We start from the raw sequence: 24,695 nt of genomic DNA, 5'->3' as shown, positions 1-24,695 counted from the left end.
GATGAGCAGCACCGCCACCGCAAAGAAGCAGCAGGGCAGTGGTCCGGTGCTGGACTGGAGTGCCGGTCACGGACCCGTGACCGGCGCCCTGTCCGCCACCACCGGAGCCTTCGCCGTCGCCACCACCGGCGCCGCAACCTCCATGCCGCCCGGCTGGGCACTGGCCGTGGGAGCGGCGGGCGCCCTCGGTCACACCGTCGCCGGCCTGCGGGTGCGCAACGCTGGCCGCACGTTGGCCACCCGCGCCGCGTCCTGGCTGGTCGGGGCCGGCTGGACCACCTGGGCTATGACGCACGGGCCGCTCACCTGGGCTGCGCTCGGGTCGCTGGCCACCATCGGCGTCGGCATCGGTGCCGCCGCCCGCTCCGTCGCACTGTACGAAGAGGCCCGCGAGGAGGAAGCGATCGCTGCTGAAGAGCGGGCGATCGCGCGGGAGTTGTCGGCGGAGCGGCGGGCCATCGCCGCGGAGTGGATCGAGCGCATTCAGCGGATCTGCCACATCACCGTGCGCGTCCTGGGGGTGGAGAAGTGGGAGACGGGGGCCGGCTACTCCCTGGATCTCGAACCGCAGGGCGGCATCACCTACGACCGCATCGCCCAGCACTCGGTGGCCCTGTCGGCGGATGCCAAGCTGCCGCACGGCTGCACCGCCACCGCCGGGCCCGGCATCCACCAGGGCCGCACGATCCTGGACGTGACCACCGTCAACGTCCTGCAAGACGACTGCCCCTACCCCACCGACTACGGGCCCTTGTCCGTGCTCACCGGGATTCCGTGGGGGCTGCGCACGAACGGGGAGCTGGTGCCCGCCTACCTGCGCGAGCAGTGCGCCCTGGTCGTGGGCCCGACCGGTTCGGGAAAGACGAACATGGTCCACACGATCCTCGCCGGCTTCGCCCGCGCCGAGGACGTCCTCACCTGGGTGATCGACCTCAACGCAGGATCAGCCGGCCTGCCCTGGGTGCTGCCCGCCCTGAACGGCGAGCTGGAGCAGGAGAACGGCAAGCCGGTCCGGCCCGGTATCGACTGGCTCGCCGGCACCTACGAGGAAGCCCTCACCATGCTCGGTGCGGCCCTCGCGATCGGGCTGCACCGCAAGAAGGCGTACCAGGACGTCCTGTCCAGGGCGAACACCGACCTGCTGCCGATCAGCGCGAAGATTCCGCAGATCATGCTGGTCATCGATGAGGGCGCGGAGATCCTGGTCAGCACCGACCGGCAGATGAAGGAACTCGCCAAGAAGATCCTGGAAGTCATCCGCATGCTGCGCGCCATGGGCCTGCGCACCGTCCTGACCGCCCTCGGAGCCACCGGGAGCGTGCTCGGGAACCTGATGATCCGCCGTGAGGGCAAGGTGCGCGTCGCCCTCACCGGCGGCGAGACCGAGGGCATGGACCTGGGCAAGATGTTCCCCGGCCGGCGCGGAGTGCGCGTCGACCAAGCCCCCTACCAGGGCGCCGGGTTCATGGGCACCCCGGAGTCGCCGGCCGCACTGTTCAAGGCATGGCGCATCCTCCCCAACCAGATCCGGGAGATCACCACCGCGACCTCGGAACGGCATCCGCGGCTGGACGACGTGTCCGCCAAAGCGGCCGGGCCCGCCTACACGCGCCGCTGGGACGCCGACCGCACCGCATGGATGCGCGACCTCACCCCCGACGCCGACACGGGCAGCGAGTCGTCCGCAACGACCGCGGGGCTGAACCTGTCCGCCCTGCGCAGCGAGCCCGAGGGCGGGGCGCAGGAGGAGGACATCCTGCGCCGCTTCCGGGCGGAGATCGACGCGCAGTTCGGCACCGCACCCGAACCGCAGAGCGGGGATGCCCCGGCCGGGTCGGAGGGGTTGAACCTGTCCGCGCTGCGGGGCGAGCAGGGCCCGACGTGGCTGCCGGCCGCGCTGGAGGCGATCAAGGCGACCGGAGCGGAGGGCATGAAGCCGTCCGCGGTCGCAGAACTCGCGGGCAAGGACCGCAAGACCGTCCGGGCCGCCCTGCAAGCAGCCGTCGAACGAGGCGAGTTGGTCTACCGGGACAACGGACCGCACTCGGTCTACGTCCACCCCGACCACGCCTGAACTCGCTCACACAGTGCTACCGAGTAGTGGGTAGTGGGGCGCGCCCCACTACCCACTACAGGCCCCTACTGGGGCGCCAAGGGCTTTGAACAGGGCTTCCCCACTGGGGACCCCACTACCCACTACCCAGTAGAGCCCCGCGCGTCCGTCACCCAACGCCACATCACCCCGTGCCGAAGGAGACCACCATGGACCGCAACCACCCGCCCCGGATCATCGCCCCGCACATACCGGCCGACGTCTGGAACCGCGCGCAGGCCACCGGTCAGCCGGTCGTCATCGTCGCCCCGGCGACCAACGAGAACGCCATCACGCTGCGTCGGATCGTCGTCCCGTTCGCCATCGCCGGGGCGGCCGTCCTCGGTGGCTGGGGACTGGTCGCCGCCCTGTGCTTCCTGCTCGACGCCGCGGCCCACACCGCAACCGTCATCGCGGGCGCCGCCGGACCCATCGGCGTCGGCGGCATCACCTTGCAGCTCGCCCGCAGCAAGGGCGCCTAGCTACGCCAAGGGCGGCCCCCATCGTCTCGCCAAAGCCGCGGGGCCGCCCTTGCCAACCAGCACCCGTCAAAGGAACTGGAGACCCCCAGAATGACCCATCCCGCCACCAACTGGCGAGGCTTACTCGACGCTGCCCTGTCGGCCGCCGCACGCGGCTGGCACGTCTTCCCCTTGGTTCCCGGCACCAAGCGGCCCGCCCTGCACGGCGAAGCCGCCTGCACCCGCACCGGGGTGTGCGCCGGCGGGCACCGCAAGTGGGAGCAGCGCGCCACCACCGACCCCGACCTGATCCGCCCCACGTGGGAGCGGGCGCCGTTCAACGTCGGTATCGCCACCGGCCCCTCCGGGCTGCTGGTCATCGACCTCGACCTGCCCAAACACAACAGCAGTGCGGACGCGCCCTGCGGCGCGGCGACCTTTGGAGCGCTCTGCGAGCGCACCGGACAGGCGGTCCCCGACACATACCGGGTCCGGACCGCGAGCGGGGGAGGCCACCTGTACTTCACCGCCCCGGCCGGAATCCGGCTGACCAACACCGCGGGCAGTCTCGCTGCGCTGGTCGACACCCGCGGCTGGGGCGGCTACGTCGTCGCCGCCGGCAGCACCACACCAGCCGGCCCCTACACCCTCACCCACGACACGGCCCCCGCGGACCTCCCGCCATGGATTGCGGGCCTGCTGGAAGCGCCCGCGCCCCGGCCGGCCGCGCCGTTCGCGTGGCCCACGATCAGCGGCAGCCGCGCCGCCACCGCGGCCCTGGAGCGCGAATGCCGCACCGTGATGGCCGCGCCCGAGGGAGCGGGTAACATCACGCTCAACCGGTCCGCGTTCAAGGTGGGGCGCTTCGTCGCGTGGGGCGACCTCCCGCGGCACGTGGTGGAGGAAGCCTTCCAAGGGGCGGGAGAGGCGCGCGGACTCACCGCTGCCGAGTGCCGCGCCACCATCCGCAGCGCCCTGGACAGCTCCCTGCGCAAAGCCCGGGCCCGGGATGCGGCATGAACACCCCACCCCCTCCCCTCTTGGAAGGCCAACAGGAAGCCACCACCGGGTCGCAGGACGCCCAACGGTCTCTGCCCGGGCAGGCCGTGGGCGTGCGAAGGGTCGTCGCCCGTAAGGGCGTCCCCACTGCTGTACGCCCTGAGAAGTTCCGCAGCGACCAGGCACGCCACGGCACCCCCGACCCGACCCCGGAGCGGCCCGGCATCCGCATCTACGCCCCACCGCTCTACCAGCATCACTGGGACGGGGCCCGCTGGTCCACACGCCCCGGCGACACCCCGAACGCCGCCTACGCCTGTGCCTGCGGGCAGACCGGCAGCGCCACCGGAGCCCCGAACGTGGCCGCGCTCGCGGCCGACTACGCCGCTCACAACGCCGCCTGCACGGGGCAGCCCGTGACCTTGCCCGAAAGGAGGGCCGCCGCATGACCGAGATCATCGACGGGGCCGCGCTGCTCGACGAGGTGGAAGCCTTCCACCGCCGCTTCAACGTCTTCCCCACCGAACACGCCTACGTCGCCGTGGCCCTGTGGGACGCCCACGCGCACCTGATGGACGCGCTGGACGGCACCGCGCGCATTGCCTTCCTCAGCCCCGAACCGGGCTCGGGAAAGTCTCGCGCGCTGGAGATCATCGAGACCCTCACCCCACGCGCGGCGACCACGGTCAACGCCTCAGCGAACGCCCTGTTCCGGCTCGTCTCCGCAGATGAGGGCACCCCCACCCTCCTCTTCGACGAAATCGACACCGTTTTCGGCCCCAAGGCAGGCGGGAACGAGGAAGTCCGCGGGTTTCTCAACTCCGGCTACCGGCGCGGCGCCAAGTCCCTGCGCTGCATCGGGGACGGATCCGACCAGAAGGCAGCCTTCCTCCCCTCGTTCTGCGCGGTCGCCATGGCCGGACTCGGCTCCCTGCCGGACACGATCCTGACCAGGTCGGTCATCATCCGCATGCGCAAGAAGGCACCCAACGAGAAGTGCGAGCCCTACCGGCGCCGCGTCCACGAGAAGCAAGGTCACGTACTGCGGGACCGGCTCGCGGACTGGACCGCCACCCTGCACGACCAGGTCGCCGAGGCGTGGCCCGAGATGCCCGAGGGCGTCACGGACCGGCCGGCGGACGTGTGGGAACCGCTCCTAGCTGTCGCAGACGCGGCCGGCGGGCACTGGCCCGAGCGGGCCCGCGCCGCCTGCATCGAACTCATCAAGGCCGCAAACAGCGGTAACGAAGCCTCCCTCGGAGTGCGGCTGTTGACCGACCTCCGCGACAAGGTGTTCTGCGGAGTCGACCGGATGCCCACCGCAGCCATCCTCGAAGTCCTCCTCTCCCTCGATGACGCGCCCTGGGCCGACATGAGCGAGGACGGACAGGCCATCAAGCCGCTCACCGCCCGTCGGCTGTCCAAGCTCCTGAGCCAGTACGTGCGCCCCGACACCACCCCGATCAAACCCAAGGGCATCCGGGTCGGCAGCACCACCCCCAAGGGCTACTACGCGGAAGACCTGAGCGACGCCTGGGCCCGCTACTGCCCCCCTCTCCCCGGGAAGTCCGCAACAGCCGCAACAGCCGCAACACCGCAGGTCAGCGGGGGTGAATCTGTGGCGGATACCCCTTCCGAGAGCCGCCACATGTTCGCGGAGACCGACACACGCACCCTGCGCAGCGTCGGCTGAACCCGCCCGCCCAACAGGTGCCGCCGCACCCGCGTGCGGCGGCACCTATCCGCAACACCACCGGCATCCGCCACAGATTCAATCCGCTGACCAGCAATGTTGCGGCGTGGCGGATGTTGCGGATCCCCCAGAAGGCCGGACCCCGAGGAGAGCACATGCCCACCGCCTCCGATCCTCGCGCCACCCTCCGGCGCGGACTCCCCGACAGGTACCTCACACCCGACGACATCGCTGACCTCTTCGACGTCCCGCTGGAGACCGTCTACCAGTGGCGCAAGAAGCGCACCGGCCCGCCGGGATTCCGCGTCGGCAAGCACGTCCGCTATGAACCCGACGCCGTGCACAGCTGGATCACCGAACAGATGCAGGCGGACATCAGCAACGCCGCCTGATCCGACATCACGACCACCGAGGGCGGGCCTACCAGGGCCCGCCCTCGTTCCGTACCCCGGAAAGGCACAACACGTGGCAGGCCACATCCAAGACCGCTGGTACAAGACCGAGTCCACTGCCGGCGGAAAGGCCGTACGGGTTAAGAGCGACCGGCACGGCGTCGGCATGCGCTACCGCGCCCGATACGTCGGCCCTGACGGCACCGAGAAGTCCAAGTCCTTCCCTGACAAGCAGAAGCGGCTCGCCGAGAAGTGGCTCAACGAGACGGCCGCTGACATGGCGCGCGGACAGTACATCGACCCGCGCGCTGGCCGCATCACCTTCCAGCAGTTCGCCGAGAAGTGGGTGGCCACCCACACCACAGAGATCAACAGCCGCGAGGCTGCCGAGCGGCGGCTGAGGCTGCACGCCTACCCATACATCGGCACGCGCCCGATGCCCGCCTTCCAGCCGGGCCACATCCGTACGTGGTTGGGTGGGCTGGAGAAAAGCGTTCCCGCCTCGTCGCATCGCCGGATCATCTTTGGGACCGTCTCGGCGGCGTTCTCCGCCGCCGTCGATGACGGACTGATCACCAAGAACCCCTGCCAAGCCCGATCCGTCCAGATCCCCAAGCCCGGACAGCCTCGCGTCACGCCGTGGGCCCCCACGCAGGTGCTCACGGTGCGGGCCGCCCTGCCCGCGCACCTTCGTACGGCCGTGGACATCGCGAGCGGCTGCGGCCTCCGGCAGGGCGAGGTCTTCGGCCTCGACGTAGAGGAGCTGGACTACGAGGGCGAGTGGGTACGCGTGCAGCACCAGCTCAAGCGGATCCGCGGGAAGTACGTGTTCGCGCTCCCCAAGGGCGGCAAGACGCGCTCCGTGCCGCTCCCCCGCTCTGTCGCGGCGGCGCTCGTCGCGCACTCCAAGCTGAACCCGCCCGTCACCGTCACGCTGCCCTGGCGGACGCCGGACGGGCCGCCCGTGACGAAGTCGCTCATCTTCAGCGGCGCCGGCGGCAGCTTCGTCCGGGTCAGCCACTTCAATGACCACATGTGGAAGCCCGCCCTCGCGGTCGCCGGAATCATCCCGCCGGCCAAGGAGGGAGAGCGCTACGCCTCTGCGCCGCAGCACGGTATGCACGCGCTGCGGCACTTCTACGCGTCGGTCCTGCTGGACGCGGGCGAGAACATTCGGGCGCTGAGTCAGTACCTGGGCCACGCCGATCCGGGCTTCACTCTGCGCACCTACACGCACCTGATGCCGAGCAGCGAGGGGCGGACCCGGAAGGCCGTGGACGGACTCTTCGGACCCCCTCCGGACCATGCTCACGGCCCCGAGACGGCCCAGTAGGCCCGGGGAGGCCCTGGTTAGGAGGAAACCTGCTGGCCAGGGCCCTAAGCTTCATGGGCTGCGACACTCCATCTACTTCTGGCCGCTGTACACGGGCCAGGCGATCCCCATCGACGACTGGCGGTCGCGGATGTGGCTCGACACCTGGGTCTGACCTGGGATTTCGGCTTTCGTGCAGCTCGCGTACAACCCGGTGGTCACTTCGGAGGTCTGGGATACGCCATCGCCGCGTCTGCGGACCGCGGGGCATGGCGCTCCCACCGGACCGGGACACCGTCAGGTGTCCCCGCATGCTCTGGAGAACGCCCGCATGCACGCACGTGTACGCATCGCCCTGGCCACGGTCGCGGCCGCCGGACTCACCGGCGGTCTGCTGACGGTCGCCGCCGGGACCGCCTCCGCCGCGGGCTCCGGCCTGCAGGGTGACTTCAACGGGGACGGATACCGGGACATCGCCGTCTCGGCACCGCTCGCCGCCGTCGGCGGCAAGTCCCGCGCCGGGCAGATCGCCGTGATGTACGGATCGCCGAGCGGTCTCAGAACCGCCGGCCGGACGCTGATCAGCCAGAACTCCGCCGGGGTCCCGGGCAGCGCCGAGACGAACGACTTCTTCGGCACCTCCACCGCCGCGGGCGACTTCAACGGGGACGGCTACGCCGACCTCGCCGTCGGCGCTCCGGGCGAGGACGTCGGCAGCGACACGGACGGTGGTGCCGTCACCATCGTCTGGGGCTCCGCCGCCGGCCTCGCGGGCGGCACCACCGTCGCCGACCCGTCCCCCTCGGGTCAGGACAGCTTCGGCAAGTCGCTGGCCGCCGGCGACTTCGACCCCGACGGCAAGACCGACCTGGCCAGCGGCGGCACCTCCGCCAAGGTCTGGGTCTTCCGCGGCGGCTTCACCAAGGCCGGCGGCAACGGCGGCCGTTACTACGCCACCGCGCGCATCGTCAAAGGCACCGACGCCGGCGCCCTGCACCTGGCCACCGGCGACTTCAACGGAGGCGGCGGCGACGACCTGATCGTGGGCGGCTACGACGCCGACACCAACTTCAGCACCAACGTGCTCATCTACGCCTCGCCCACCGGCACCAAGCTGGAGGACGGCTCCCAGGAGGACCTGGCGGCCGGCATGATCAGCGACACCGGGGACCTCAACGGGGACGGCAAGGACGACGTCGTCATCGGCGAGACCTGGGACGACGGCATCCCCGGGGCCGTGAAGGGCGGGAAGATCGGCGTCGTCTACGGCAACGACTACAGCTCCTACACGGTCCACTCCATCGGCCAGGACACCGCGGGCGTCCCCAGCGCCGCCGAGACGGACGACCGCTTCGGCTGGGAGGTCTCCGTCGGCGACATCAACGGGGACGGCTACGCCGACGTCGCCGTCAGCGCGCCCGCCGAGAACCTCACCACCACCGGCGCCTCCGTGGGCGACACCGGCGCGGTCACCGTGCTGTACGGCTCCGCCTCCGGCGTCACCGCCGCCGGCAGCCAGTACTTCCACCAGGACACCGCCGGCATACCCGGCGGCAACGAGAAGTCCGACTACTTCGGCGGTGAGGTCTTCCTCTCCGACGTCAACGGCGACAAGAAGGCCGACCTGACCATCGGCGCCAACGGGGAGAACGACTGGAACGGCAACGTCGTCGGTCTTCTCTCCGACGGCACCGCGATCGGCACCACCGGAGTCGTCTCCTTCGGCCCGTCCACCGTCGGTGTCTCCACCAGCGGATACCCCGAGTTCGGCAGTGTCATGGCCGGCTGACCCGGACCCGGACGTCCCGAAGGACGATCACTGTTCACGTATGTGGCCGCATGGCGGGCTCGGGCCGCCGTGCGCGCCCGTTCCGCCCATCGCGCGATCTCCGTTCGGACACCATACGGAAAACTCACCTCACAGACGTCCCTCCCGCCACATACAGTCGGAGCACTGGAAACGGGGAGGGGACCGCGCCATGCGCAAGGGGGTCAAGGCAGCCGTCGTCGGCAGTGTGTTCGCCGTGATGGTGGGTGGGGCCGGATATGGGGCGTTCAACGTCGTGTCCGCGCTGGATGGTGACGGGGGGTCCGGCGCCGGCCGGCCGGCGGCCGTCAAGACCGGGCCGCCGGGCAAGGACGAGGTCAAGGAGACGACGGCCAGGTTCTTCGCCGCCTGGGAGAAGGGGCGGGCGGCGACCGCGGCCACGTACACGAACAACGACGCGGCCGCCGAGCCCCTGCTGACGTCCTACGCCGAGGCCGCCCACATCACGCATGTGAAGATCACGCCGGGTACGGCGACCGGCACCACCGTGCCCTTCTCGGTGCGGGCGACGGTGTCGTTCGAGGGGAAGTCCAAGCCCCTGGCGTACAGGAGCGAACTGACCGTCGTGCGCGGGGTCAGCACCGGGCGGGCGCTGGTCGACTGGCAGCCGTCCGTCGTCCATCCCGAGCTGAAGAAGGGCGACACGCTCGTCACCGGCGAGGCCACGAGCCCGCCGATCGAGGCGGTGGACCGCGACGGGACCGTGCTGACGAAGGCGAAGTACCCCTCGCTCGGCCCCGTCCTGGACGCCCTGCGGGCCAAGTACGGCGACAAGGCCGGCGGCACGCCCGGCATCGAGCTGTCGATCCGGCACGAGGCCCAGGACACGGCCGACACCTCGCTGCTGACCCTCGCGAAGGGCCGGGCCGGCAAGCTGCCGACGACGCTGAGCGCGAGCGCGCAGGCGGCGGCCGAGAAGGCGGTGAAGCAGTACGCGCAGTCGTCGGTGGTGGCCGTCAAGCCGAGCACCGGTGAGGTGCTGGCGGTGGCCAACAACCGCAAGGACGGCTTCAACGCGGCCTTCGAGGGACGGGTCGCGCCCGGCTCCACGATGAAGATCGTCACCGCCGCGATGCTCATCGACAACGGCGTGACCTCGATGAACGGCCCCGCCCCCTGCACGGACACCGCAACCTGGCAGAGCCAGACGTTCAAGAACCTCACGGGCATGCAGCCCAACGAGAACGCCACGCTCGCCAACAGCTTCCTGCGGTCCTGCAACACGGCCTTCGTCAAGCTGATCGACGAGAAGCCGCTGACCGACGAGTCCCTGACGACGGAGGCGCAGACCCGTTTCGGGCTCGGCATGGACAACTGGAAGACCGGCATCGTCTCCTTCGACGGCAGTGTCCCCGCCTCGGGCGGCCCCGACCGCGCGGCCAACGCCATCGGCCAAGGCCAGGTCCAGATGAGCCCGCTGAACATGGCCTCGGTCACGGCGACCGCGATCACGGGTTCCTTCCGCCAGCCGTACCTGGTGTCGACGCGGCTCGACGACCGCCGGCTGGCCACCGCCAAGGGTCTGCCGGCCGGCACCGCCGCGCAGCTCAAGCAGATGATGCGGCTGACCGCGACCCAGGGCACCGCCACGCGGGCGATGGCCGGTCTCGGCGGGGACATCGGCGCGAAGACCGGTTCCGCCGAGGTCGACGGACAGGCCGTGTCCAACAGCTGGTTCACCGGTTTCCGCGACGACATGGCGGCGGCGGCCATGACGGAGGAGGGCGGGCACGGCGGCGACGCGGCCGGCCCGATTGTCGCAGCCGTGCTACGAGCCGGAGGCTGACGTCACCCGCACAGGACGGGACTCTAGTGTGGTCGTCGTCGTTGGGTTGTGTGAAGGCAACGAGGGCCAGGCCGCCAGGGCCTACGGACCGTGGATCGCGGAGGATCGAAGGCTGTGGGCAAGCGAGGGCGCGTCGCCGAGCGACGGAAGACGAGACCTGCCGTGGTCGGCGGGGTGATCGCCGTGGTCGTCGGCGGCGTGGGCTTCGGCGCCTACGCGCTGTACGGCGGCGGGGCGGCGGCCGACGAGGGGTCGTCCACGTCCGCCGCGCAGAAGGCGAAGGCCGTCAGGACCGGCCCGCTGTCGGCGACGGAGGTGCGGACCACCGCCGAGCACTTCCTGACCGCGTGGCAGCAGGGCAAGGTCACGCAGGCCGCGGCCGCCACGGACGACAGCGCGGCGGCCACCGCCCTGCTCACCGGCTACGCCAAGGACGCCCGCATCAAGGGCGTCACCCTCACCGAGGGCGCCCGCACCGGCGCCAAGGTGCCCTTCTCCGTGAAGGCGACGGTGTCGTACAAGGGCACCAGCAAGCCGCTGACGTACGACAGCGCGCTGACGGTCGTACGGCGGGCGGAGGACGGCAAGCCGCTGGTGGACTGGCACTCCGCCGTCGTCCACCCCGATCTGAAGGACGGCGACACCCTGGTCACCGGGGAGTCCGGGACACCGCCGGTCACGGCGCTCGACCGGGACGGCGGGAAGATCACCGCGGCGAAGTACCCGTCGCTCGGCACCGTGCTGGACGGGCTGAGGGAGAAGTTCGGCAAGACGGCCGGCGGCAGGGCGGGGGTCGAACTCCGGGTCGTCCGGGGCACGTCGTCGAAGTCGGCCAAGTCGTCCGACAAGACCCTGCTCGAGCTGAGCAAGGGCACGCCGGGCGAGGTGAAGACCACGCTGAGCCCGACCCTGCAGGCGGCGGCCGAGCAGCAGGTGAGCGAACGCAAGCGCGCCTCCGTCGTGGTGATGCGCCCGTCGACGGGCGAGATCCTCGCCGTCGCGAACACCTCCCACGGCTTCAACACCGCCTTCCAGGGCTCCCTCGCGCCCGGTTCCACGATGAAGATCGTGACGTCGACCATGCTGTTCGAGAAGGACCTGACCAGCCCGGGCGCGTCCCACCCCTGCCCCAAGAAGTACAAGCTCGCCGGCTGGACGTTCCACAACGACGCCGACTCCGAGATCAAGCAGGGCACGTTCAAGATGAGCTTCGGTGCCTCCTGCAACAACGCCTTCATCAACTTCGCGCCGAAGCTGTCCGACAGCGACCTGACGAAGGAGGCCCAGCAGGTCTACGGCCTCGGCCTGAACAACTGGGCCATCGGCGTCCCCTCGTTCGACGGCTCGGTCCCGGTGCAGAGCGGCGCGCAGATGGGCGCCTCGCTGATCGGTCAGGGCGGGGTGCGCATGAACCCGCTGAACATGGCGTCGGTGGCGTCGACGGTGGCGTCGGGCGTCTTCCACCAGCCGTACCTGGTGTCCCCGACGGTGGACCACCGCACCCTCGCGAAGGCCTCGCGCACGATGTCGTCGAAGACGCAGGCCGAGCTCAAGGAAGTCATGCAGTACACGGCCGCGTACGGTACGGCGGCCAAGGCGATGGCGGGCCTCGGCCCGGGCTACGGCGCGAAGACGGGCTCGGCGGAGGTCGACGGCCAGAAGAAGCCGAACGGCTGGTTCACCGCGTACCGGGGCGACCTGGCGGCCGCGGGCGTGGTCCAGGCGGGCGGGCACGGCGGGGACACGGCGGGCCCGATCGTGGCGGCGCTGCTGAAGACGGGCGGCTGACGGCTCCTCAGCCCGGGACCCGCTCCGCGGTCATGTAGGTCCGGCGCAGGAACCGCACCAGCGTCTTCGACTCGAACTGCACCACCGAGACGCCGTGTGCCGAGTGGAACTCGACGACGGCCTGCACGCGCCCGCAGGGCCACACGCGGACCTCTCCGCTGCCGGCGGGGGCGCGCAGCCCCTGTTCCAGGAGCGTCCGGGAGAGGGTCCACTCATGGGTGCCGGGGAGTCCGACGCGCACCGAGCGGGGGTCGGCGTCGGGGTCGTAGCGCAGGACGACGGGAACGGCGGCCTCGTGTTCGTCCTCGGGGATGTCCGCGTCGGTGGTGACGATGTGTGCTCGCGCGTACTGCTCGACTACGGACATCGGACGGCCCCTTACAGTGAGTGACCTGTGCGGAAGCTGTGCAACCGCTTCCTCTCCAATGTCGCACATTCCCCGGATCTCGCCCCTCGTGGCAGGAGATTCCGCATCTACGGCAGATTGCGCAGGCGCGAAACATGACGAGTACCTCGCTCTTGCAAGGAGTTCGCAACAAGCCACTATCATCGAACGGTGCATGTGCCTGACGGATTCATCAACGCGCCCATCTCCGCCGCGACCGGGCTCGTCGCCGCGACCGCCGTCGCCGTGAGCCTTCGCGGCGCGCGCCGCGAACTGGACGAACGCACCGCGCCGCTGGCCGGTCTGGTGGCGGCGTTCATCTTCGCCGTGCAGATGCTGAACTTCCCTGTCGCGGCGGGGACCAGCGGCCATCTGCTCGGCGGCGCGCTCGCCGCGATTCTCGTCGGCCCCTTCACCGGGGTGCTGTGCGTCTCCGTGGTCCTGCTGATGCAGGGCATCCTGTTCGCCGACGGCGGCCTGACCGCGCTCGGCGTGAACATCACGGACATGGCGATCGTCACGACGGTGGTCGCCTACGCGGTCTTCCGCGGGCTGGTGAAGGTGCTGCCTCGCAAGCGCCGCTCGATCACCGTGGCCTCCTTCGTCGCCGCGCTCCTCTCCGTGCCGGCCGCGGCCGTCGCCTTCACCCTGATCTACGCCGTCGGCGGCACCACCGACGTCTCGATCGGCAAGGTCGCGACCGCCATGATCGGCGTGCACGTCCTCATCGGCACCGGCGAGGCGGCGATCACCGCGCTGACCGTCGGCGCCGTCGTCGCCGTACGCCCGGACCTGGTGTACGGGGCTCGCGGGCTCCAGCAGAAGCTGAAGCTGCGGGTGAACGGCGAACTCGTCGACGCGCCGGACGCCGAGCCCGTCCCGGTGGCCGCCCGCTCCCACCGCACGGTGTGGGCGGTCGGCCTGGTCACCTCGCTCGTCCTCGCCGGGTTCGTGAGCTTCTACGCCTCCGCCGACCCGGACGGCCTGGAGAAGGTCGCGGCCGACAAGGGCATCGACCGGAAGGCCGAGAAGCACGCGTCGGCGGAATCCCCGCTCGCCGACTACGGCGTCAAGGACGTCTCCGACGCCCGCCTCTCCGGCGGTCTCGCGGGCGTGATCGGCGTCGGTGTCACCGTGGTCGGCGGCAGCGCCGTGTTCTGGGCGGTGCGCAGGCGCCGTACCCAGGACGCCTCGCCCGTGAGCACGGGCCTCTGACGTGGGCGCCGGACACGCGCACCGGCTCTACCGGCACGGGCACTCGCCCGTGCACGGGCTGCCGCCGCACACCAAGCTCGCCGCCACCTTCGCGTTCGTGGTGGTCGTGGTGTCGACCCCGCGCGAGGCGATGTGGGCCTTCGGGCTGTACGCCGTCCTGCTCGCCTGCGTCGCCCTCGCGGCCCGCGTGCCCGCCGGTTTCCTGCTCAAGCGGCTGCTGATCGAGGTGCCGTTCGTCGCCTTCGCCGTCCTGATGCCCTTCGTGGCGGAGGGCGAGCGGGTCGGCGTGCTCGGGATGTCGCTGAGCGTCAACGGGCTGTGGGGCGCCTGGAACGTGCTCGCCAAGGGCACCCTGGGCGTCGCCGCCTCCGTGCTGCTCGCCTCCACCACCGAACTGCGTGAGCTCCTGCTCGGCCTGCAACGGCTGCGGCTCCCGCCGCTGCTCGTGCAGATCGCGTCCTTCATGATCCGCTACGGCGACGTCATCACCGACGAGATGCGCCGCATGCGGATCGCCCGCGAGTCGCGCGGTTTCGAGGCGCGGGGCGTACGGCACTGGGGGGTGCTCGCCAAGTCGGCGGGCGCGCTGTTCATCCGCTCCTACGAACGCGGCGAGCGCGTGCACCTGGCCATGGTCAGCCGGGGGTACGCCGGTTCGATGCCGGTCATCGACGAGGTGACCGCGTCCCGGGCGCAGTGGTCGTACGCCCTCACCCTGCCGTTCGCCGCCCTCGTCGTCTGTCTGCTGGGATGGGCCCTGTGACTGCTTCCCTCGAGGTCTCCGGCCTCGCCTTCGCCTACCCGGACGGGCACCAGGCCCTGTTCGGCGTCGACTTCACCATCGCGCGCGGCGAACGGGTCGCGCTGCTCGGGCCGAACGGCGCCGGCAAGACGACCCTCGTGCTGCACCTCAACGGCATCCTGAGCGGCGGCACGGGCACGGTGCACGTCGCCGGGCTGCCCGTCGGCAAGCGGGACATGGCGGAGATCCGGCGCAAGGTCGGCATCGTCTTCCAGGACCCGGACGACCAGCTCTTCATGCCGAGCGTCCGGGAGGACGTGGCGTTCGGGCCGGCGGCGGCCGGGCTGAAGGGGCCGGAGCTGGAGGCGCGGGTGGACCGGGCCCTCGCGCTGGTCGGCATGGCGGAGTTCAAGGACCGGCCCCCGCACCACCTCTCCTTCGGGCAGCGGCGCCGGGTGGCCGTGGCGACCGTGCTGGCCATGGAGCCGGAGATCCTCGTCCTGGACGAGCCGTCCTCCAACCTCGACCCCGCCTCCCGCCGCGAACTCGCCGACATCCTGCGGTCCCTGGACGTGACGGTGCTGATGGTCACCCACGACCTGCCGTACGCGCTGGAGCTGTGCCCGCGCTCGCTGATCCTGAGCGACGGCGCCATCGTGGCGGACGGGCGGACGGCGGAGCTGCTCTCGGACGACGAGTTGATGCGCGCCCACCGGCTGGAGCTGCCGTTCGGGTTCGATCCGCGTTCCGCGGCGGTGACCGACGGCCGTCCGTGACAATGGGCGCGTGACGAACGAGGAGACGACCAAGGGCCACGCCTCGCTGCTTCTCGACGACCAGCTGTGCTTCGCGCTGTACGCCGCCCAGCGCGCGGTGACGGCCGCGTACCGCCCGCTGCTCGACGAACTCGGCATCACCTATCCCCAGTACCTCGTCCTGCTGGTGCTGTGGGAGCGCGGCGAGACCACGGTCAAGGAGCTGGCGGCGGCGCTGCGGCTCGACTACGGCACGATGTCGCCGCTGCTGAAGCGGCTGGAGACCGCGGGTCTCGTACGACGGGAGCGCGCGACCCACGACGAGCGCTCGGTGCTGGTCGCGTGCACGGGGCGCGCGGAGGAACTCCGTGAGCGCGCGGCGGGGGTGCCCGGCGCGCTGCTGACGGCCACGGAGCTCGCGGACGGGGAGGTCGCGCGGCTGCGCGAGGAGTTGTGGCGGCTCGCGGAACGGGCGGGGGCGGCGGCCGAGCGCACCCGCTGACGTCGCGTTACCCGTGGTCGCCACCCCCTGGTGGGGACAGCCGACCTACCACCCAGTACCTTGTGCACGATGTATTTGTGCGCACTGCTTCTGGGGGAGGCCGGTCATGACTGACGACACCGCTGTGGACACCCGCCCGTCGAAGATCGTGTACGTCGCCGAGGCGACCGCGCACGGCGGCCGGGACGGCTACGTCACCAGTCAGGACGGCCGGCTCCAGCTGAAGGTCGCGATGCCGCCGCAGCTGGGCGGCGACGGCAACGGCACCAACCCCGAGCAGCTGTTCGCGGCCGGCTACAGCGCCTGCTTCCACAACGCGCTGGTCCTGGTGGGCCGCCGCGAGGGCCTGGACCTGACCGGGTCCACGGTCGCGGCGAAGGTCGGCCTCGGCCCCAACAAGCAGCGCGGCTACGGCCTCGCGGTCGCCCTCAGCGTCTCGCTCCCGGTCCTCGACGCGGAGATCGCGGCGAAGCTGGTGGACGCGGCCCACGAGGTCTGCCCGTACTCGAACGCGACCCGCGGGAATATCGACGTAACGATTCTGCTGGGCTAGCCCGGCGCCGGAATCGCAGGCCGTGCGCACGGGTTGCACACGCTGTCGAAGGTGAGCTGACAGGGAGCGCGGACGTGGACGTGAACGGCGTGGTGGCCGAGGGCTTCGAGCCGGTCGGGGAGGCGTTCGCGGCGAACTTCGAGGTGCTCGGGGACCGGGGCGCGGCCGTCGCCGTCTACCGCGACGGGCGCAAGGTCGTCGACCTGTGGGGCGGCACCAGGGACGTCGACGGCCCCGCGCCCTGGGAGCGGGGCACCGCCCAGATCGTGCGCTCGGCGACCAAGGGCGTGGCCGCGGCCGTACTCCTGCTGCTGTGGCAGCGCGGGGAGCTCGACCTGGACGCGCCGGTGGGCGCGTACTGGCCCGAGTACAAGGCGGCGGGCAAGGAACGGACGCTGGTGTGGCACCTGCTCGCGCACCGCGCGGGCGTACCCGTCCTCGACCGGCCGCTGACGCCCGCGCAGGCCGCCGACCCGGTGCTCGGCGCCGCGGCGGTCGCGGCGCAGGCGCCGGCCTGGGAGCCGGGCACGGACCACGGCTACCACGCGCAGACGTACAGCTGGCTGACCGGTGAGCTCGTGCGGCGGGTCACCGGCCGCTCGGTCGGCGCGTGGATCGCGGACGAGATCGCCGGGCCGGTCGGCGCGGACCTGTGGCTCGGACTGCCGGACGGCGAACGCCCGCGGGTGGGCAGGGTGGCGGAGACCGAGGCGCCGGAGCCGGCGGGCGGCCTGCGGACGCGGCCGAAGCGGGCGGTCACCGAGGCCTACGCCGACCCGGAATCCCTCACCCGCCGCGCCTTCGCCGCGATCACCCCACTGCCGGACGAGAACGACCCCGCCTACCGTGCGGCCGTCCTGCCCGCCTCCAACGGCATCGCCACGGCGGACGGCCTGGCCCGCTTCTACGCCTCGCTCATCGGCGAAGTGGACGGCGGAGTACGGCTGTTCGCGCCCGGGACCATGGAGCGGGCCCGGGCCGAGCGGTCCGCGGGGCCGGACCGGGTGCTGGTGGTCAACACGCGCTTCGGCCTCGGGTGGATGCTGCACGGCGCCGCCTCGCCGCTGCTCTCCCCCGCCTCCTTCGGCCACCCCGGCCGCGGCGGCGCCCTCGGCTTCGCCGACCCGGAGTCGGGGATCGCGTTCGGCTATGTGACGAACGGGTTCCGCAGGAGCGTGACGGCGGATCTGCGGGCGCAGGCGTTGGTGCGGGGGGTGCGGCGGGCGTTGCGGGGGTGAGCGCACCCCTTTTGGCGGCGAAGCCGCCTTGTCGGTCGTGCCTCGACTGCCGGTGCGTGGGGGCTGAGCGCGCCGTTCCCCGCGCCCCCTTCGGCGGCGAAGCCGCCTTGTCGGTCGTGCCTCGACTGCCGGTGCGTGGGGGCTGAGCGCGCCGTTCCCCGCGCCCCCTTTGGCGGCGAAGCCGCCTTGTCGGTCGTGCCTCAACTGCCGGTGCGTGGGGGCTGAGCGCGCCGTTCCCCGCGCCCCTTTTTCAGGGCGCTGGGTGGGGTTCCAGGAGGGTGTGGCGGTACCAGGGGGCGTGGGTGGGGAAGTCTGTGGTGAAGGGGGGGCCGGGGGGTGTGGAGATCAGGGACCAGAGGTGGTCTGTGGCGTACCAGCGGTCCACCGTGAGGAGGGCCAGGTGGCGGCGGAAGACGTGCTCGTCGGTCGCCGCGAGGTGGGACAGCGCCTCGTGGCCGCTCAACGTGCCGGTCGGCAGCGGCAGGTCGAGGGCGCGGCAGACCGTGGTGACCAGTTCGCGGGCGGACACCGGCCGCGGGTGGGCGGCGTGCAGGACGCGGCCGGGTCGCGGCGCCGGGCCGGCGGGCGGGTGCGGGGCGAGGGCGAGTTCGGCCAGGACGCCGGCCAGGGCGGGTGCGGAGATCAGGGACAGCCGGGCGGCGCCGTCGTCGACCCAGTGCGGCAGCCGGCGGAGCAGTCGGAGGAGCGCGGGGACGAACCAGGTGTCGCCCTCGCCGTAGACGAGGTAGGGGCGTACCACCGTCCCGCCGGCGGCGAGCACGAGCCGTTCGCCGGCGAGCCGGGTGACGCTGGTCGGGGAGACGGGGGTCTCGGGCAGCCGGCCCTCGGGCTCGCCGCTGTGCGGTCCGTCGCCGTAGACGGCGGCCGTGCCGAGCTGGACGAAGCGGCGTACGCCGGCCCGCCGGGCCTCGGCGAGGAGGGCGCGGGTGCCCTCGTGGTTGACGGCCCGGCAGTCCGCCTCGCTGCCGCCGATCCGGGCCGCCAGGTGCAGGACGGTGGTGACGTCCTCGCACACCCCGCGCAGTGTGCCGGGGTCGGCGAGGTCGCCGTGCACGGTCTCCACCTCGCCGGTGTCCCGGCCGGGCGCGGGGCGGCGGTGGGTGAGCAGCCGTACGAGGGGACCCCGCGGCGAGGCCGCCGCGGCCGTCCGGAGCAGGGGCACGACGTGGGAGCCGACGAAGCCGGTCCCGCCCGCCACGAGGATCCGTTCAGGTCTCAACGACAGCCTTTCGCCGACACGGTCAGGAAGGTGCGCGCACACGCCGTGCGCACGAGGCGATCACCGGACGTTCACGAGAAGTGCGGGCACCACTGTCCTCAAACGCGCCTTCGAGAGCAATAGGATTCGGACATTCCGCTCAGGCCGCCGCCACCCCGCTCCCTTGGGGCGCCGTCGATCGCCGCATCAGATCGGCCAGTACGGCGGCCAGTTCACTGACCGAGTTCTCCCTCAGCAGATAGCTCGCCGGGACCGGGATGTGCAGGTCCCGCTCCAGCCTGCGCTGGAGGGACAGCGCGGTGAGGGAGTCGACTCCCTGGCTGTAGAGGGGCCGGTCGCGGTGGATCCGGTGGGCCGGGGGGATGTCGAGATAGGACGCCAGGTTGCGGCAGAGGAACGCCTCCATGGCCTGCGGGGTGGTGGGTATTCCTGACACGGTCTCTCCCTTCGTCGGTGGACTGCCTTGTCGTCAGGTGCGTGGCCGCGGCTGCGAGTTGCGCAGTGCGCGCGGCTCCGGTCCCGGACGGGGGCCGGCTCCCGCGGACCAGACGAGGTGGAACGTCCAGCGGTGCAGCCGCCAGCCGTCCGGGGTGCGCACGGCCTCGCCCTCGCTGTAGCCGCCGATGTCGAAGCGGCCGCCGGGGTCCGGGCCGTCGTCGTGGTGTACGTGCGAGGCGACGAGGTGCGCGCGCAGGCGGGCCGTGTCGCCGTCGAGGTGGATGCCGTAGGTGGCGGCGACGTGGTGGGTGCGGGCGAAGCGCGACTTCTTCTCGAGGTGGAAGGCGGCGAGCCCGTCCAGGCCGGACGCCCTGCCGACGGGGAACTCCAGCTGGCAGTCGTCGGTGAAGACGCCACGCGTCCAGGTGTCGTCGAAGCCGTGCTCGTCCTGCGTGTCGAGCAGGGTGACGTAGCGGTCGATCAGTTCGGCGAGCTCGGCCCGGTCGGTCAGGGTCCGCACCTGCTCGCGCAGGGCCGCGAGTTCGGTCTCGGGCACCGTGACGCCGGCGGTGGGGGCGCCGGCGGTGGCGGGTTGTTCGAGGGGCGGGGCGGTCATGTACGGGGCTCCGTTTCTCGGAAGGGGTACTGCTGCTACGCGCCCCGGCTGCCGGAGGCGCTCCAGGCGCGCGGGTCCCGGTGGGCGGGGTTGCGTTCCGGGCGGCGCCAGCCGGCGGTGGGCGTACGGTCCTGCAGGCACGGCCCGCCCGCGGCCAGGGCGGCGGCGCGGGCCAGCAGCACCGTGGTGAGGGCGGCGATGTCGGCGGCCGTGGCCTGTCCCTTGACGACGCGGATGACCAGCGCGTCCCGCTCGCCGTCGGCCCCGCTCACTGCGGCGGGTTGCCGTGCTTGCGGCACGGCAGGTCGGCCTGCTTGCTGCGCAGCATCGCCAGCGCCCGCACGAGCGCCCGGCGGGTGTCGCGCGGGTCGATGACGTCGTCGACGAGGCCGCGTTCCGCCGCGTAGTACGGGTGCATCAGCTCCGCCTGGTACTCCTTGATCTTCTGCGCCCGGGTGGCGTCGGGATCGTCGGAGGCGGCGATCTCGCGGCGGAAGATGACGTTGGCCGCGCCCTCGGCGCCCATGACCGCGATCTCGTTGGACGGCCACGCCAGCGCCAGGTCGGTGCCGATGGACCGGGAGTCCATGACGATGTAGGCGCCGCCGTAGGCCTTGCGCAGCACCAGGGAGATGCGCGGCACGGTGGCGTTGCAGTAGGCGTACAGCAGTTTGGCGCCGCGCCGGATGATGCCGTTGTGCTCCTGGTCCACGCCGGGCAGGAAGCCCGGCACGTCGATCAGGGTGACCAGCGGGATGTTGAAGGCGTCGCAGAACTGCACGAACCGCGCGGCCTTCTCGCTGGCGTCGATGTCGAGGACGCCGGCGAAGGAGGCGGGCTGGTTGGCGACGATGCCGACGACCTCGCCGTCCAGCCGGGACAGCGCGCACACCATGTTGGTCGCCCAGCCCGGCTGGATCTCGAAGTACTCGCCGTCGTCGACGATCTCCTCGATGACGCCCCGGATGTCGTAGACCCGGCTCGGGTCCTCGGGGACGAGCTCCAGCAGCGGGTCCGTGCGCCGCTCGGCGGGGTCGTCGCCCTTGGCGGTGGGCGGGAGTTCGCGGTTGTTGGACGGCAGCAGGGACAGCAGGTACCGCACGTCCTCCAGGCAGCTGCGGACGTCGTCGTAGGCGAAGTGGGCGACCCCGGAGGTGGTGGCGTGGACGTCGGCGCCGCCGAGGTCGTTCTGGCTGATCTCCTCGCCGGTCACGGCCCGCACCACGTCGGGTCCGGTGATGAACATCTGGGAGATGTCGCGGACCATGAAGACGAAGTCGGTGAGGGCCGGCGAGTAGGCCGCGCCGCCCGCGCACGGGCCGAGCATCACGCTGATCTGCGGGATGACGCCGGAGGCCCGGGTGTTGCGCTGGAAGATGCCGCCGTAGCCGGCCAGCGCGCTGACGCCCTCCTGGATCCGGGCGCCCGCGCCGTCGTTCAGCGACACCAGGGGTGCCCCGGCCGCCAGGGCCATGTCCATGATCTTGTGGATCTTCTGCGCGTGGGCTTCGCCGAGGGCGCCGCCGAAGATGCGGAAGTCGTGGGCGTACACGAAGACGGTACGGCCCTCGACCGTGCCCCAGCCGGTGACCACACCGTCGGTGTAGGGCCGCTTGCGCTCCAGTCCGAAGCCGGAGGCGCGGTGCCGGCGCAGGCTCTCGACCTCGTTGAACGAGCCGTCGTCGAGGAGTAGTTCGATGCGTTCGCGTGCGGTGAGCTTGCCCTTGGCGTGCTGGCGCTCGGTGGCCAGCGGGTCGCCGTGGGCGGCGGCCTGTTTGATCAGGCCGAGCTCCTCCACCCGTTCCAGGGCGCTCCACTGGCCGCGGTGTTCGCGGTCGCGCAGGCTGGGCCGGGCGGCGGCGGTCTGTGCCGTGCCGGTCTGGTCGGTCGACATCTGGGTCACGCTCCCCTGTCAGGTCCTTGCGTGGTCGTGGCGGCGACGCCCGGGTCGACGGCGTCGAGGTCCACCGTGCCGCCGGCGAACAGTGCCTCCGGGGGCAGCCAGCGCACCCCGACCCGGGGCGCCTCGGTGCCGAGCACCGCGACGGCGGCGTTGTGCCGGGGGCCGGCCGGCAGGTCCAGGAGGGTCCAGCCGGCCGGCCTGCGGTGGGCGTCGGAGCCGAGGTAGTCCTGGCCCGGATCGCGGGACAGGCCGGTGCCGAGCGCCTTGAGGTAGGCCTCCTTGCGGGTCCACATCCGGCCGAACGCCTCGCGCTTGGCCTGGCCGGCGAGGCCGGCGAGTTCCTCCCGTTCCCCCGGGTGCAGGGCGGGGGCGCACACCTCGACGGTCTCGTCGCGGGGCAGCCGCTCCACGTCGACGCCGATCACCGTGGTGGAGACGGCGATGGCGGCCATGCCGTGGCTGTGGGCGAGGGAGAAGTGCAGCGGCGGGCCGGGGTGGGCGACGGCGGGCCGCCCGTGCGGTTTGGCGCAGCCGGGGCAGGGCTCCCGCACGAACGGCACGTCCCGCGGGGCCCGGCCCAGGTAGGCGCCGAGCAGCCGGCGCAGGGCGACGTGCGCGGAGGCGTAGGTGATGCCGTCCGTGGGGCGCACGAAGGAGGCGGTGCGCCTGCGTTCGGCGTCGCTGAGCTCGGTCAGCTCCAGCTGTTCGGCCGCCGAGTCGAGCCGGGGCCGGCGCAGCAGCCACACGTCGAGCCGGCCGGGGACGGGCAGCCGGGCCGCGTCGGTGGCCGGCCCCCCGCGGACGAGCAGGTCCCCGCTCACGCCGTGCCCGGCAGGTCGTGCGAGACGAGGTGCTCGATCTCGCCGGCGTGCTTGTGCGGGTTGTCCTCGGGGCCGAGCTGTCCGGCCAGGCAGTCGACCAGTTCGGCGGCGCTGTTGGCGCGCAGCAGCATGTTGAGGTTGACGTCGACCTGGAGGACGGCCTCCATCCGGCGCTGGAGTTCGAGGCCGGTGATGGAGCCGATGCCGAGGCTGTTCATGGGGCGGCCCACGGTGTCGATGGTGTGCGGCTCCACCCGCAGCACACGGGCGAGTTCGGCCCGTACGTAGGCGTCGATGAGCCGGGTGCGTTCGGTGAGGCCGCAGGAGGCCAGCTGCCCCAGGCTCGGCGGCACCACGTCCACCACGTGGTCCTGCTCGAACTCGTAGTCCAGGTCGTCGAGATCGTCAAGGTCGTCGAAGATCCAGGTCTTCGTCGTCTGGTCCATGATCGTTCCCCGTCGTGGAGTGGGTGGGAGGTACGGGAGGGCGGCGCGGTACGGCGGTGCGGGTGAGGCCGCGAAGGCCCACGAGGAGTCCGAGTCCGCCGAGTGCGGCGACCAGGACGAGCGCGGGCCGGCAGGCCGCCACGGCCTCGGCGGCCGTGGCGTGCGCCGGGGTGGCGGCCGTGAGCAGGGCGGCGGTGAGCGCCGGAATCAGGGCCGCACCGGTCTGTACGGCCGTCTGGTAGAGGCCGCTGCCCGCGCCGCGTTCGGCGGCCGGCAGCCACGCGGTGGCCTGCGTGTTCAGCGCGGCGAAGGACAGCACGAAGCCGGCCCCCACCAGCAGCAGCGTGGGCAGCAGCAGCCCCGGGTAGTCGAGCGGCCAGGACGTGCGCAGCTGGAGCAGGTAGCCCGCGAGGGGGAGGACCGCGCCGGCCGCGATGAGCCGCGGGGCGCCGAAGCGGGTGACGAGCCGGCCGGACAGCAGCGCGGTGACCGCGAGCGGGGCGGCGGCCGGTCCGAGGGCCAGCGCGCAGCGCAGCGGCGACCAGCCGGCGACCGTCTGCAACTGGTGGACGAGGACGAACAGCAGCCCGAGATACGACCCGTTGAGACAGGCCGCGCCAAGGGCCGAGCGGAGCATCGGTCCGCCGCGCAGCGCGCCGAACCGCACCAGCGGTGCGGGCGCGGTGCGTTCGACGGCGACGAACAGCGCGAGCAGCGTCGCGGCGGCCAGCAGGGCTCCGCCGGACCGGGGATCGGCCCAGCCGTGGGCCGGGAGGGCGGTGATGCCCTGGACGAGGGCGAGCAGGGCGCCGGTGAAGGTGACGGCGCCCGTCACGTCGTAGCGCCGGTGCATGCCGGGTGCTGCCCCGGGTGCCGTGTCGCTGTCGGGGATCAGGCGCAGGCCGAGGGCGAAGAGCAGCAGCACGACCGGTGCCGGGAAGGCGAAGGTCAGCCGCCAGCTGTAGCCGGTGAGCCAGCCGGAGAGGAGCAGGCCGGTGGTGAAGCCGACCGCGCCGAACAGGGTGTAGACGGACAACGCCCGGCTGCGGGGCGGGCCTTCGGGGAAGGCGGTGGAGATGATGGCGAGGCCGGTGGGCGCGGTGAGCGCCGCGCAGAAGCCCTTGACCAGGCGAGTGGCGACCAGCAGCCAGGGTTCCTGGGCGAACGCGCTCAGCAGGGAGGCGGCCGCGAAGGCGAGGAGCGCCGCCAGGTAGACCCGGCGGCGCCCCAGCAGGCTCACGACGCGGGCGCCGAAGAGCATCAGCCCGCCGAAGCCGACGGCGAAACCGGTCATCGTCCACTGCACGGCGGTCAGCGGCAGCCCGAGGTCCGTGCCGATCGCGGGCAGCGCCACGACCGCCACGGACACTTCGAGCGCGTCGATGAGCATGTTGCCGGCGAGGACGAACAGCAGGGCCCACAGCCGTGCGCCCCACCGCCCGGCGGCGAGCTCGGCGGTGGCCGTCGCGGAGGGATACGACGTGGTCACG

At 72.0% G+C, this 24,695-nt stretch carries 25 protein-coding genes; 16 read left to right on the top strand and 9 right to left on the bottom strand.

Translation table 11 applies throughout. The features are described from left to right. The first annotated feature begins 1 nt into the window (after position 1). The 10 genes from OG985_RS26815 (at position 2) to OG985_RS26770 (ending at position 12,351) form a co-directional block, all read left to right on the top strand. On the top strand, positions 2-2,074 hold the full coding sequence (locus OG985_RS26815; protein ID WP_371670892.1) for a hypothetical protein: 2,073 nt from the start codon (positions 2-4) through the stop codon (positions 2,072-2,074). Positions 2,075-2,262: 188 nt separating this feature from the next. Next, entirely contained in the window at positions 2,263-2,574 is a 312-nt protein-coding gene (locus OG985_RS26810; protein WP_371670891.1) for a hypothetical protein, read from the top strand. A gap of 90 nt (positions 2,575-2,664) precedes the next feature. Then, positions 2,665-3,573: a bifunctional DNA primase/polymerase gene (locus OG985_RS26805; RefSeq protein WP_371670890.1), complete on the top strand. Its 909-nt coding sequence runs from the start codon at positions 2,665-2,667 to the stop codon at positions 3,571-3,573. Then, on the top strand, positions 3,570-4,001 hold the full coding sequence (locus OG985_RS26800; protein WP_371670889.1) for a hypothetical protein: 432 nt from the start codon (positions 3,570-3,572) through the stop codon (positions 3,999-4,001). Before OG985_RS26805 ends, OG985_RS26800 begins: the two co-directional genes overlap by 4 nt. Beyond that, on the top strand, positions 3,998-5,245 hold the full coding sequence (locus OG985_RS26795) for a DUF3631 domain-containing protein (RefSeq protein WP_371670888.1): 1,248 nt from the start codon (positions 3,998-4,000) through the stop codon (positions 5,243-5,245). Before OG985_RS26800 ends, OG985_RS26795 begins: the two co-directional genes overlap by 4 nt. Before the next feature lie 155 nt (positions 5,246-5,400). Then, the gene (locus OG985_RS26790; protein ID WP_371670887.1) at positions 5,401-5,637 is read left to right on the top strand and encodes a helix-turn-helix domain-containing protein; all 237 of its coding nucleotides are present in this window, start codon (positions 5,401-5,403) and stop codon (positions 5,635-5,637) included. 73 nt (positions 5,638-5,710) lie between these two features. Beyond that, positions 5,711-6,970: a tyrosine-type recombinase/integrase gene (locus tag OG985_RS26785; RefSeq protein WP_371670886.1), complete on the top strand. Its 1,260-nt coding sequence runs from the start codon at positions 5,711-5,713 to the stop codon at positions 6,968-6,970. A gap of 310 nt (positions 6,971-7,280) precedes the next feature. After that, on the top strand, positions 7,281-8,738 hold the full coding sequence (locus OG985_RS26780) for an FG-GAP-like repeat-containing protein (protein WP_371670885.1): 1,458 nt from the start codon (positions 7,281-7,283) through the stop codon (positions 8,736-8,738). Positions 8,739-8,928: 190 nt separating this feature from the next. After that, positions 8,929-10,563: a penicillin-binding transpeptidase domain-containing protein gene (locus OG985_RS26775; RefSeq protein WP_371670884.1), complete on the top strand. Its 1,635-nt coding sequence runs from the start codon at positions 8,929-8,931 to the stop codon at positions 10,561-10,563. 114 nt (positions 10,564-10,677) lie between these two features. Then, positions 10,678-12,351, top strand: a complete 1,674-nt coding sequence (locus OG985_RS26770; protein ID WP_371670883.1) for a penicillin-binding transpeptidase domain-containing protein — start codon at positions 10,678-10,680, stop codon at positions 12,349-12,351. Positions 12,352-12,358: 7 nt separating this feature from the next. On the opposite strand, the gene OG985_RS26765 is transcribed toward OG985_RS26770, so the two are convergent. Then, on the bottom strand, positions 12,359-12,718 hold the full coding sequence (locus tag OG985_RS26765) for an SsgA family sporulation/cell division regulator (protein ID WP_371670882.1): 360 nt from the start codon (positions 12,716-12,718) through the stop codon (positions 12,359-12,361). A gap of 189 nt (positions 12,719-12,907) precedes the next feature. On the opposite strand from OG985_RS26765, the gene OG985_RS26760 reads away from it, so the two are divergent. The 6 genes from OG985_RS26760 to OG985_RS26735 all read left to right on the top strand — a co-directional run bounded on the left by OG985_RS26760 (position 12,908) and on the right by OG985_RS26735 (position 17,741). Further along, the gene (locus OG985_RS26760; protein WP_371670881.1) at positions 12,908-13,951 is read left to right on the top strand and encodes an energy-coupling factor ABC transporter permease; all 1,044 of its coding nucleotides are present in this window, start codon (positions 12,908-12,910) and stop codon (positions 13,949-13,951) included. A 1-nt stretch (position 13,952) separates the two neighbouring features. Then, the gene (gene cbiQ / locus OG985_RS26755; RefSeq protein WP_371670880.1) at positions 13,953-14,714 is read left to right on the top strand and encodes a cobalt ECF transporter T component CbiQ; all 762 of its coding nucleotides are present in this window, start codon (positions 13,953-13,955) and stop codon (positions 14,712-14,714) included. Beyond that, positions 14,702-15,469 carry an energy-coupling factor ABC transporter ATP-binding protein gene (locus tag OG985_RS26750; protein ID WP_371670879.1) on the top strand — a complete coding sequence of 256 codons (768 nt, stop codon included), beginning with the start codon at positions 14,702-14,704 and terminating at the stop codon, positions 15,467-15,469. The genes cbiQ and OG985_RS26750 overlap by 13 nt, the downstream gene beginning before the upstream one ends. A 10-nt stretch (positions 15,470-15,479) precedes the next feature. Next, positions 15,480-15,950, top strand: coding sequence for a MarR family winged helix-turn-helix transcriptional regulator (locus OG985_RS26745; RefSeq protein WP_371670878.1), 471 nt, complete (start codon positions 15,480-15,482; stop codon positions 15,948-15,950). 106 nt (positions 15,951-16,056) lie between these two features. After that, the gene (locus tag OG985_RS26740) at positions 16,057-16,503 is read left to right on the top strand and encodes an organic hydroperoxide resistance protein (protein ID WP_371670877.1); all 447 of its coding nucleotides are present in this window, start codon (positions 16,057-16,059) and stop codon (positions 16,501-16,503) included. A 74-nt stretch (positions 16,504-16,577) separates the two neighbouring features. After that, positions 16,578-17,741 (top strand): serine hydrolase domain-containing protein, encoded by a 1,164-nt coding sequence (locus OG985_RS26735; protein WP_371670876.1) that lies wholly within the window; start codon positions 16,578-16,580, stop codon positions 17,739-17,741. A gap of 250 nt (positions 17,742-17,991) precedes the next feature. Here OG985_RS26735 and OG985_RS26730 read toward each other — a convergent pair whose 3' ends face one another. The 8 genes from OG985_RS26730 to OG985_RS26695 all read right to left on the bottom strand — a co-directional run bounded on the left by OG985_RS26730 (position 17,992) and on the right by OG985_RS26695 (position 24,694). Continuing rightward, the gene (locus OG985_RS26730) at positions 17,992-18,981 is read right to left on the bottom strand and encodes an NAD-dependent epimerase/dehydratase family protein (protein WP_371670875.1); all 990 of its coding nucleotides are present in this window, start codon (positions 18,979-18,981) and stop codon (positions 17,992-17,994) included. A gap of 139 nt (positions 18,982-19,120) precedes the next feature. Then, positions 19,121-19,417, bottom strand: coding sequence for an acyl carrier protein (locus tag OG985_RS26725; RefSeq protein ID WP_371670874.1), 297 nt, complete (start codon positions 19,415-19,417; stop codon positions 19,121-19,123). 33 nt (positions 19,418-19,450) lie between these two features. Further along, positions 19,451-20,035: a nuclear transport factor 2 family protein gene (locus tag OG985_RS26720; protein WP_371670873.1), complete on the bottom strand. Its 585-nt coding sequence runs from the start codon at positions 20,033-20,035 to the stop codon at positions 19,451-19,453. Positions 20,036-20,070: 35 nt separating this feature from the next. Continuing rightward, entirely contained in the window at positions 20,071-20,307 is a 237-nt protein-coding gene (locus tag OG985_RS26715) for an acyl-CoA carboxylase subunit epsilon (RefSeq protein ID WP_371670872.1), read from the bottom strand. After that, the gene (locus OG985_RS26710) at positions 20,304-21,929 is read right to left on the bottom strand and encodes an acyl-CoA carboxylase subunit beta (RefSeq protein WP_371670871.1); all 1,626 of its coding nucleotides are present in this window, start codon (positions 21,927-21,929) and stop codon (positions 20,304-20,306) included. Before OG985_RS26710 ends, OG985_RS26715 begins: the two co-directional genes overlap by 4 nt. Before the next feature lie 5 nt (positions 21,930-21,934). Then, complete coding sequence (locus OG985_RS26705) at positions 21,935-22,759, bottom strand: 4'-phosphopantetheinyl transferase superfamily protein (RefSeq protein ID WP_371670870.1); 825 nt, start codon at positions 22,757-22,759, stop codon at positions 21,935-21,937. Continuing rightward, positions 22,756-23,205, bottom strand: a complete 450-nt coding sequence (locus tag OG985_RS26700; RefSeq protein WP_371670869.1) for an acyl carrier protein — start codon at positions 23,203-23,205, stop codon at positions 22,756-22,758. The genes OG985_RS26705 and OG985_RS26700 overlap by 4 nt, the downstream gene beginning before the upstream one ends. Then, positions 23,165-24,694, bottom strand: coding sequence for an MFS transporter (locus OG985_RS26695; RefSeq protein WP_371670868.1), 1,530 nt, complete (start codon positions 24,692-24,694; stop codon positions 23,165-23,167). The genes OG985_RS26700 and OG985_RS26695 overlap by 41 nt, the downstream gene beginning before the upstream one ends. Position 24,695 lies beyond the last annotated feature (1 nt).

The organism is Streptomyces sp. NBC_00289 (assembly GCF_041435115.1).
GTDB lineage: Bacteria > Actinomycetota > Actinomycetes > Streptomycetales > Streptomycetaceae > Streptomyces.
The sequence above is the reverse complement of the archived record's forward strand: the minus strand, read 5'-3'. Positions and strand labels throughout refer to the sequence as shown.

Coding starts and splice junctions, on each gene's coding strand:
- OG985_RS26815 (WP_371670892.1), top strand. CDS start 2: ATGAGCAGCACCGCCACCGCAAAGAAGCAGCAGGGCAGTGGTCCGGTG.
- OG985_RS26810 (WP_371670891.1), top strand. CDS start 2,263: ATGGACCGCAACCACCCGCCCCGGATCATCGCCCCGCACATACCGGCC.
- OG985_RS26805 (WP_371670890.1), top strand. CDS start 2,665: ATGACCCATCCCGCCACCAACTGGCGAGGCTTACTCGACGCTGCCCTG.
- OG985_RS26800 (WP_371670889.1), top strand. CDS start 3,570: ATGAACACCCCACCCCCTCCCCTCTTGGAAGGCCAACAGGAAGCCACC.
- OG985_RS26795 (WP_371670888.1), top strand. CDS start 3,998: ATGACCGAGATCATCGACGGGGCCGCGCTGCTCGACGAGGTGGAAGCC.
- OG985_RS26790 (WP_371670887.1), top strand. CDS start 5,401: ATGCCCACCGCCTCCGATCCTCGCGCCACCCTCCGGCGCGGACTCCCC.
- OG985_RS26780 (WP_371670885.1), top strand. CDS start 7,281: ATGCACGCACGTGTACGCATCGCCCTGGCCACGGTCGCGGCCGCCGGA.
- OG985_RS26775 (WP_371670884.1), top strand. CDS start 8,929: ATGCGCAAGGGGGTCAAGGCAGCCGTCGTCGGCAGTGTGTTCGCCGTG.
- OG985_RS26765 (WP_371670882.1), bottom strand. CDS start 12,718: ATGTCCGTAGTCGAGCAGTACGCGCGAGCACACATCGTCACCACCGAC.
- OG985_RS26750 (WP_371670879.1), top strand. CDS start 14,702: ATGGGCCCTGTGACTGCTTCCCTCGAGGTCTCCGGCCTCGCCTTCGCC.
- OG985_RS26740 (WP_371670877.1), top strand. CDS start 16,057: ATGACTGACGACACCGCTGTGGACACCCGCCCGTCGAAGATCGTGTAC.
- OG985_RS26720 (WP_371670873.1), bottom strand. CDS start 20,035: ATGACCGCCCCGCCCCTCGAACAACCCGCCACCGCCGGCGCCCCCACC.
- OG985_RS26710 (WP_371670871.1), bottom strand. CDS start 21,929: ATGTCGACCGACCAGACCGGCACGGCACAGACCGCCGCCGCCCGGCCC.
- OG985_RS26700 (WP_371670869.1), bottom strand. CDS start 23,205: ATGGACCAGACGACGAAGACCTGGATCTTCGACGACCTTGACGATCTC.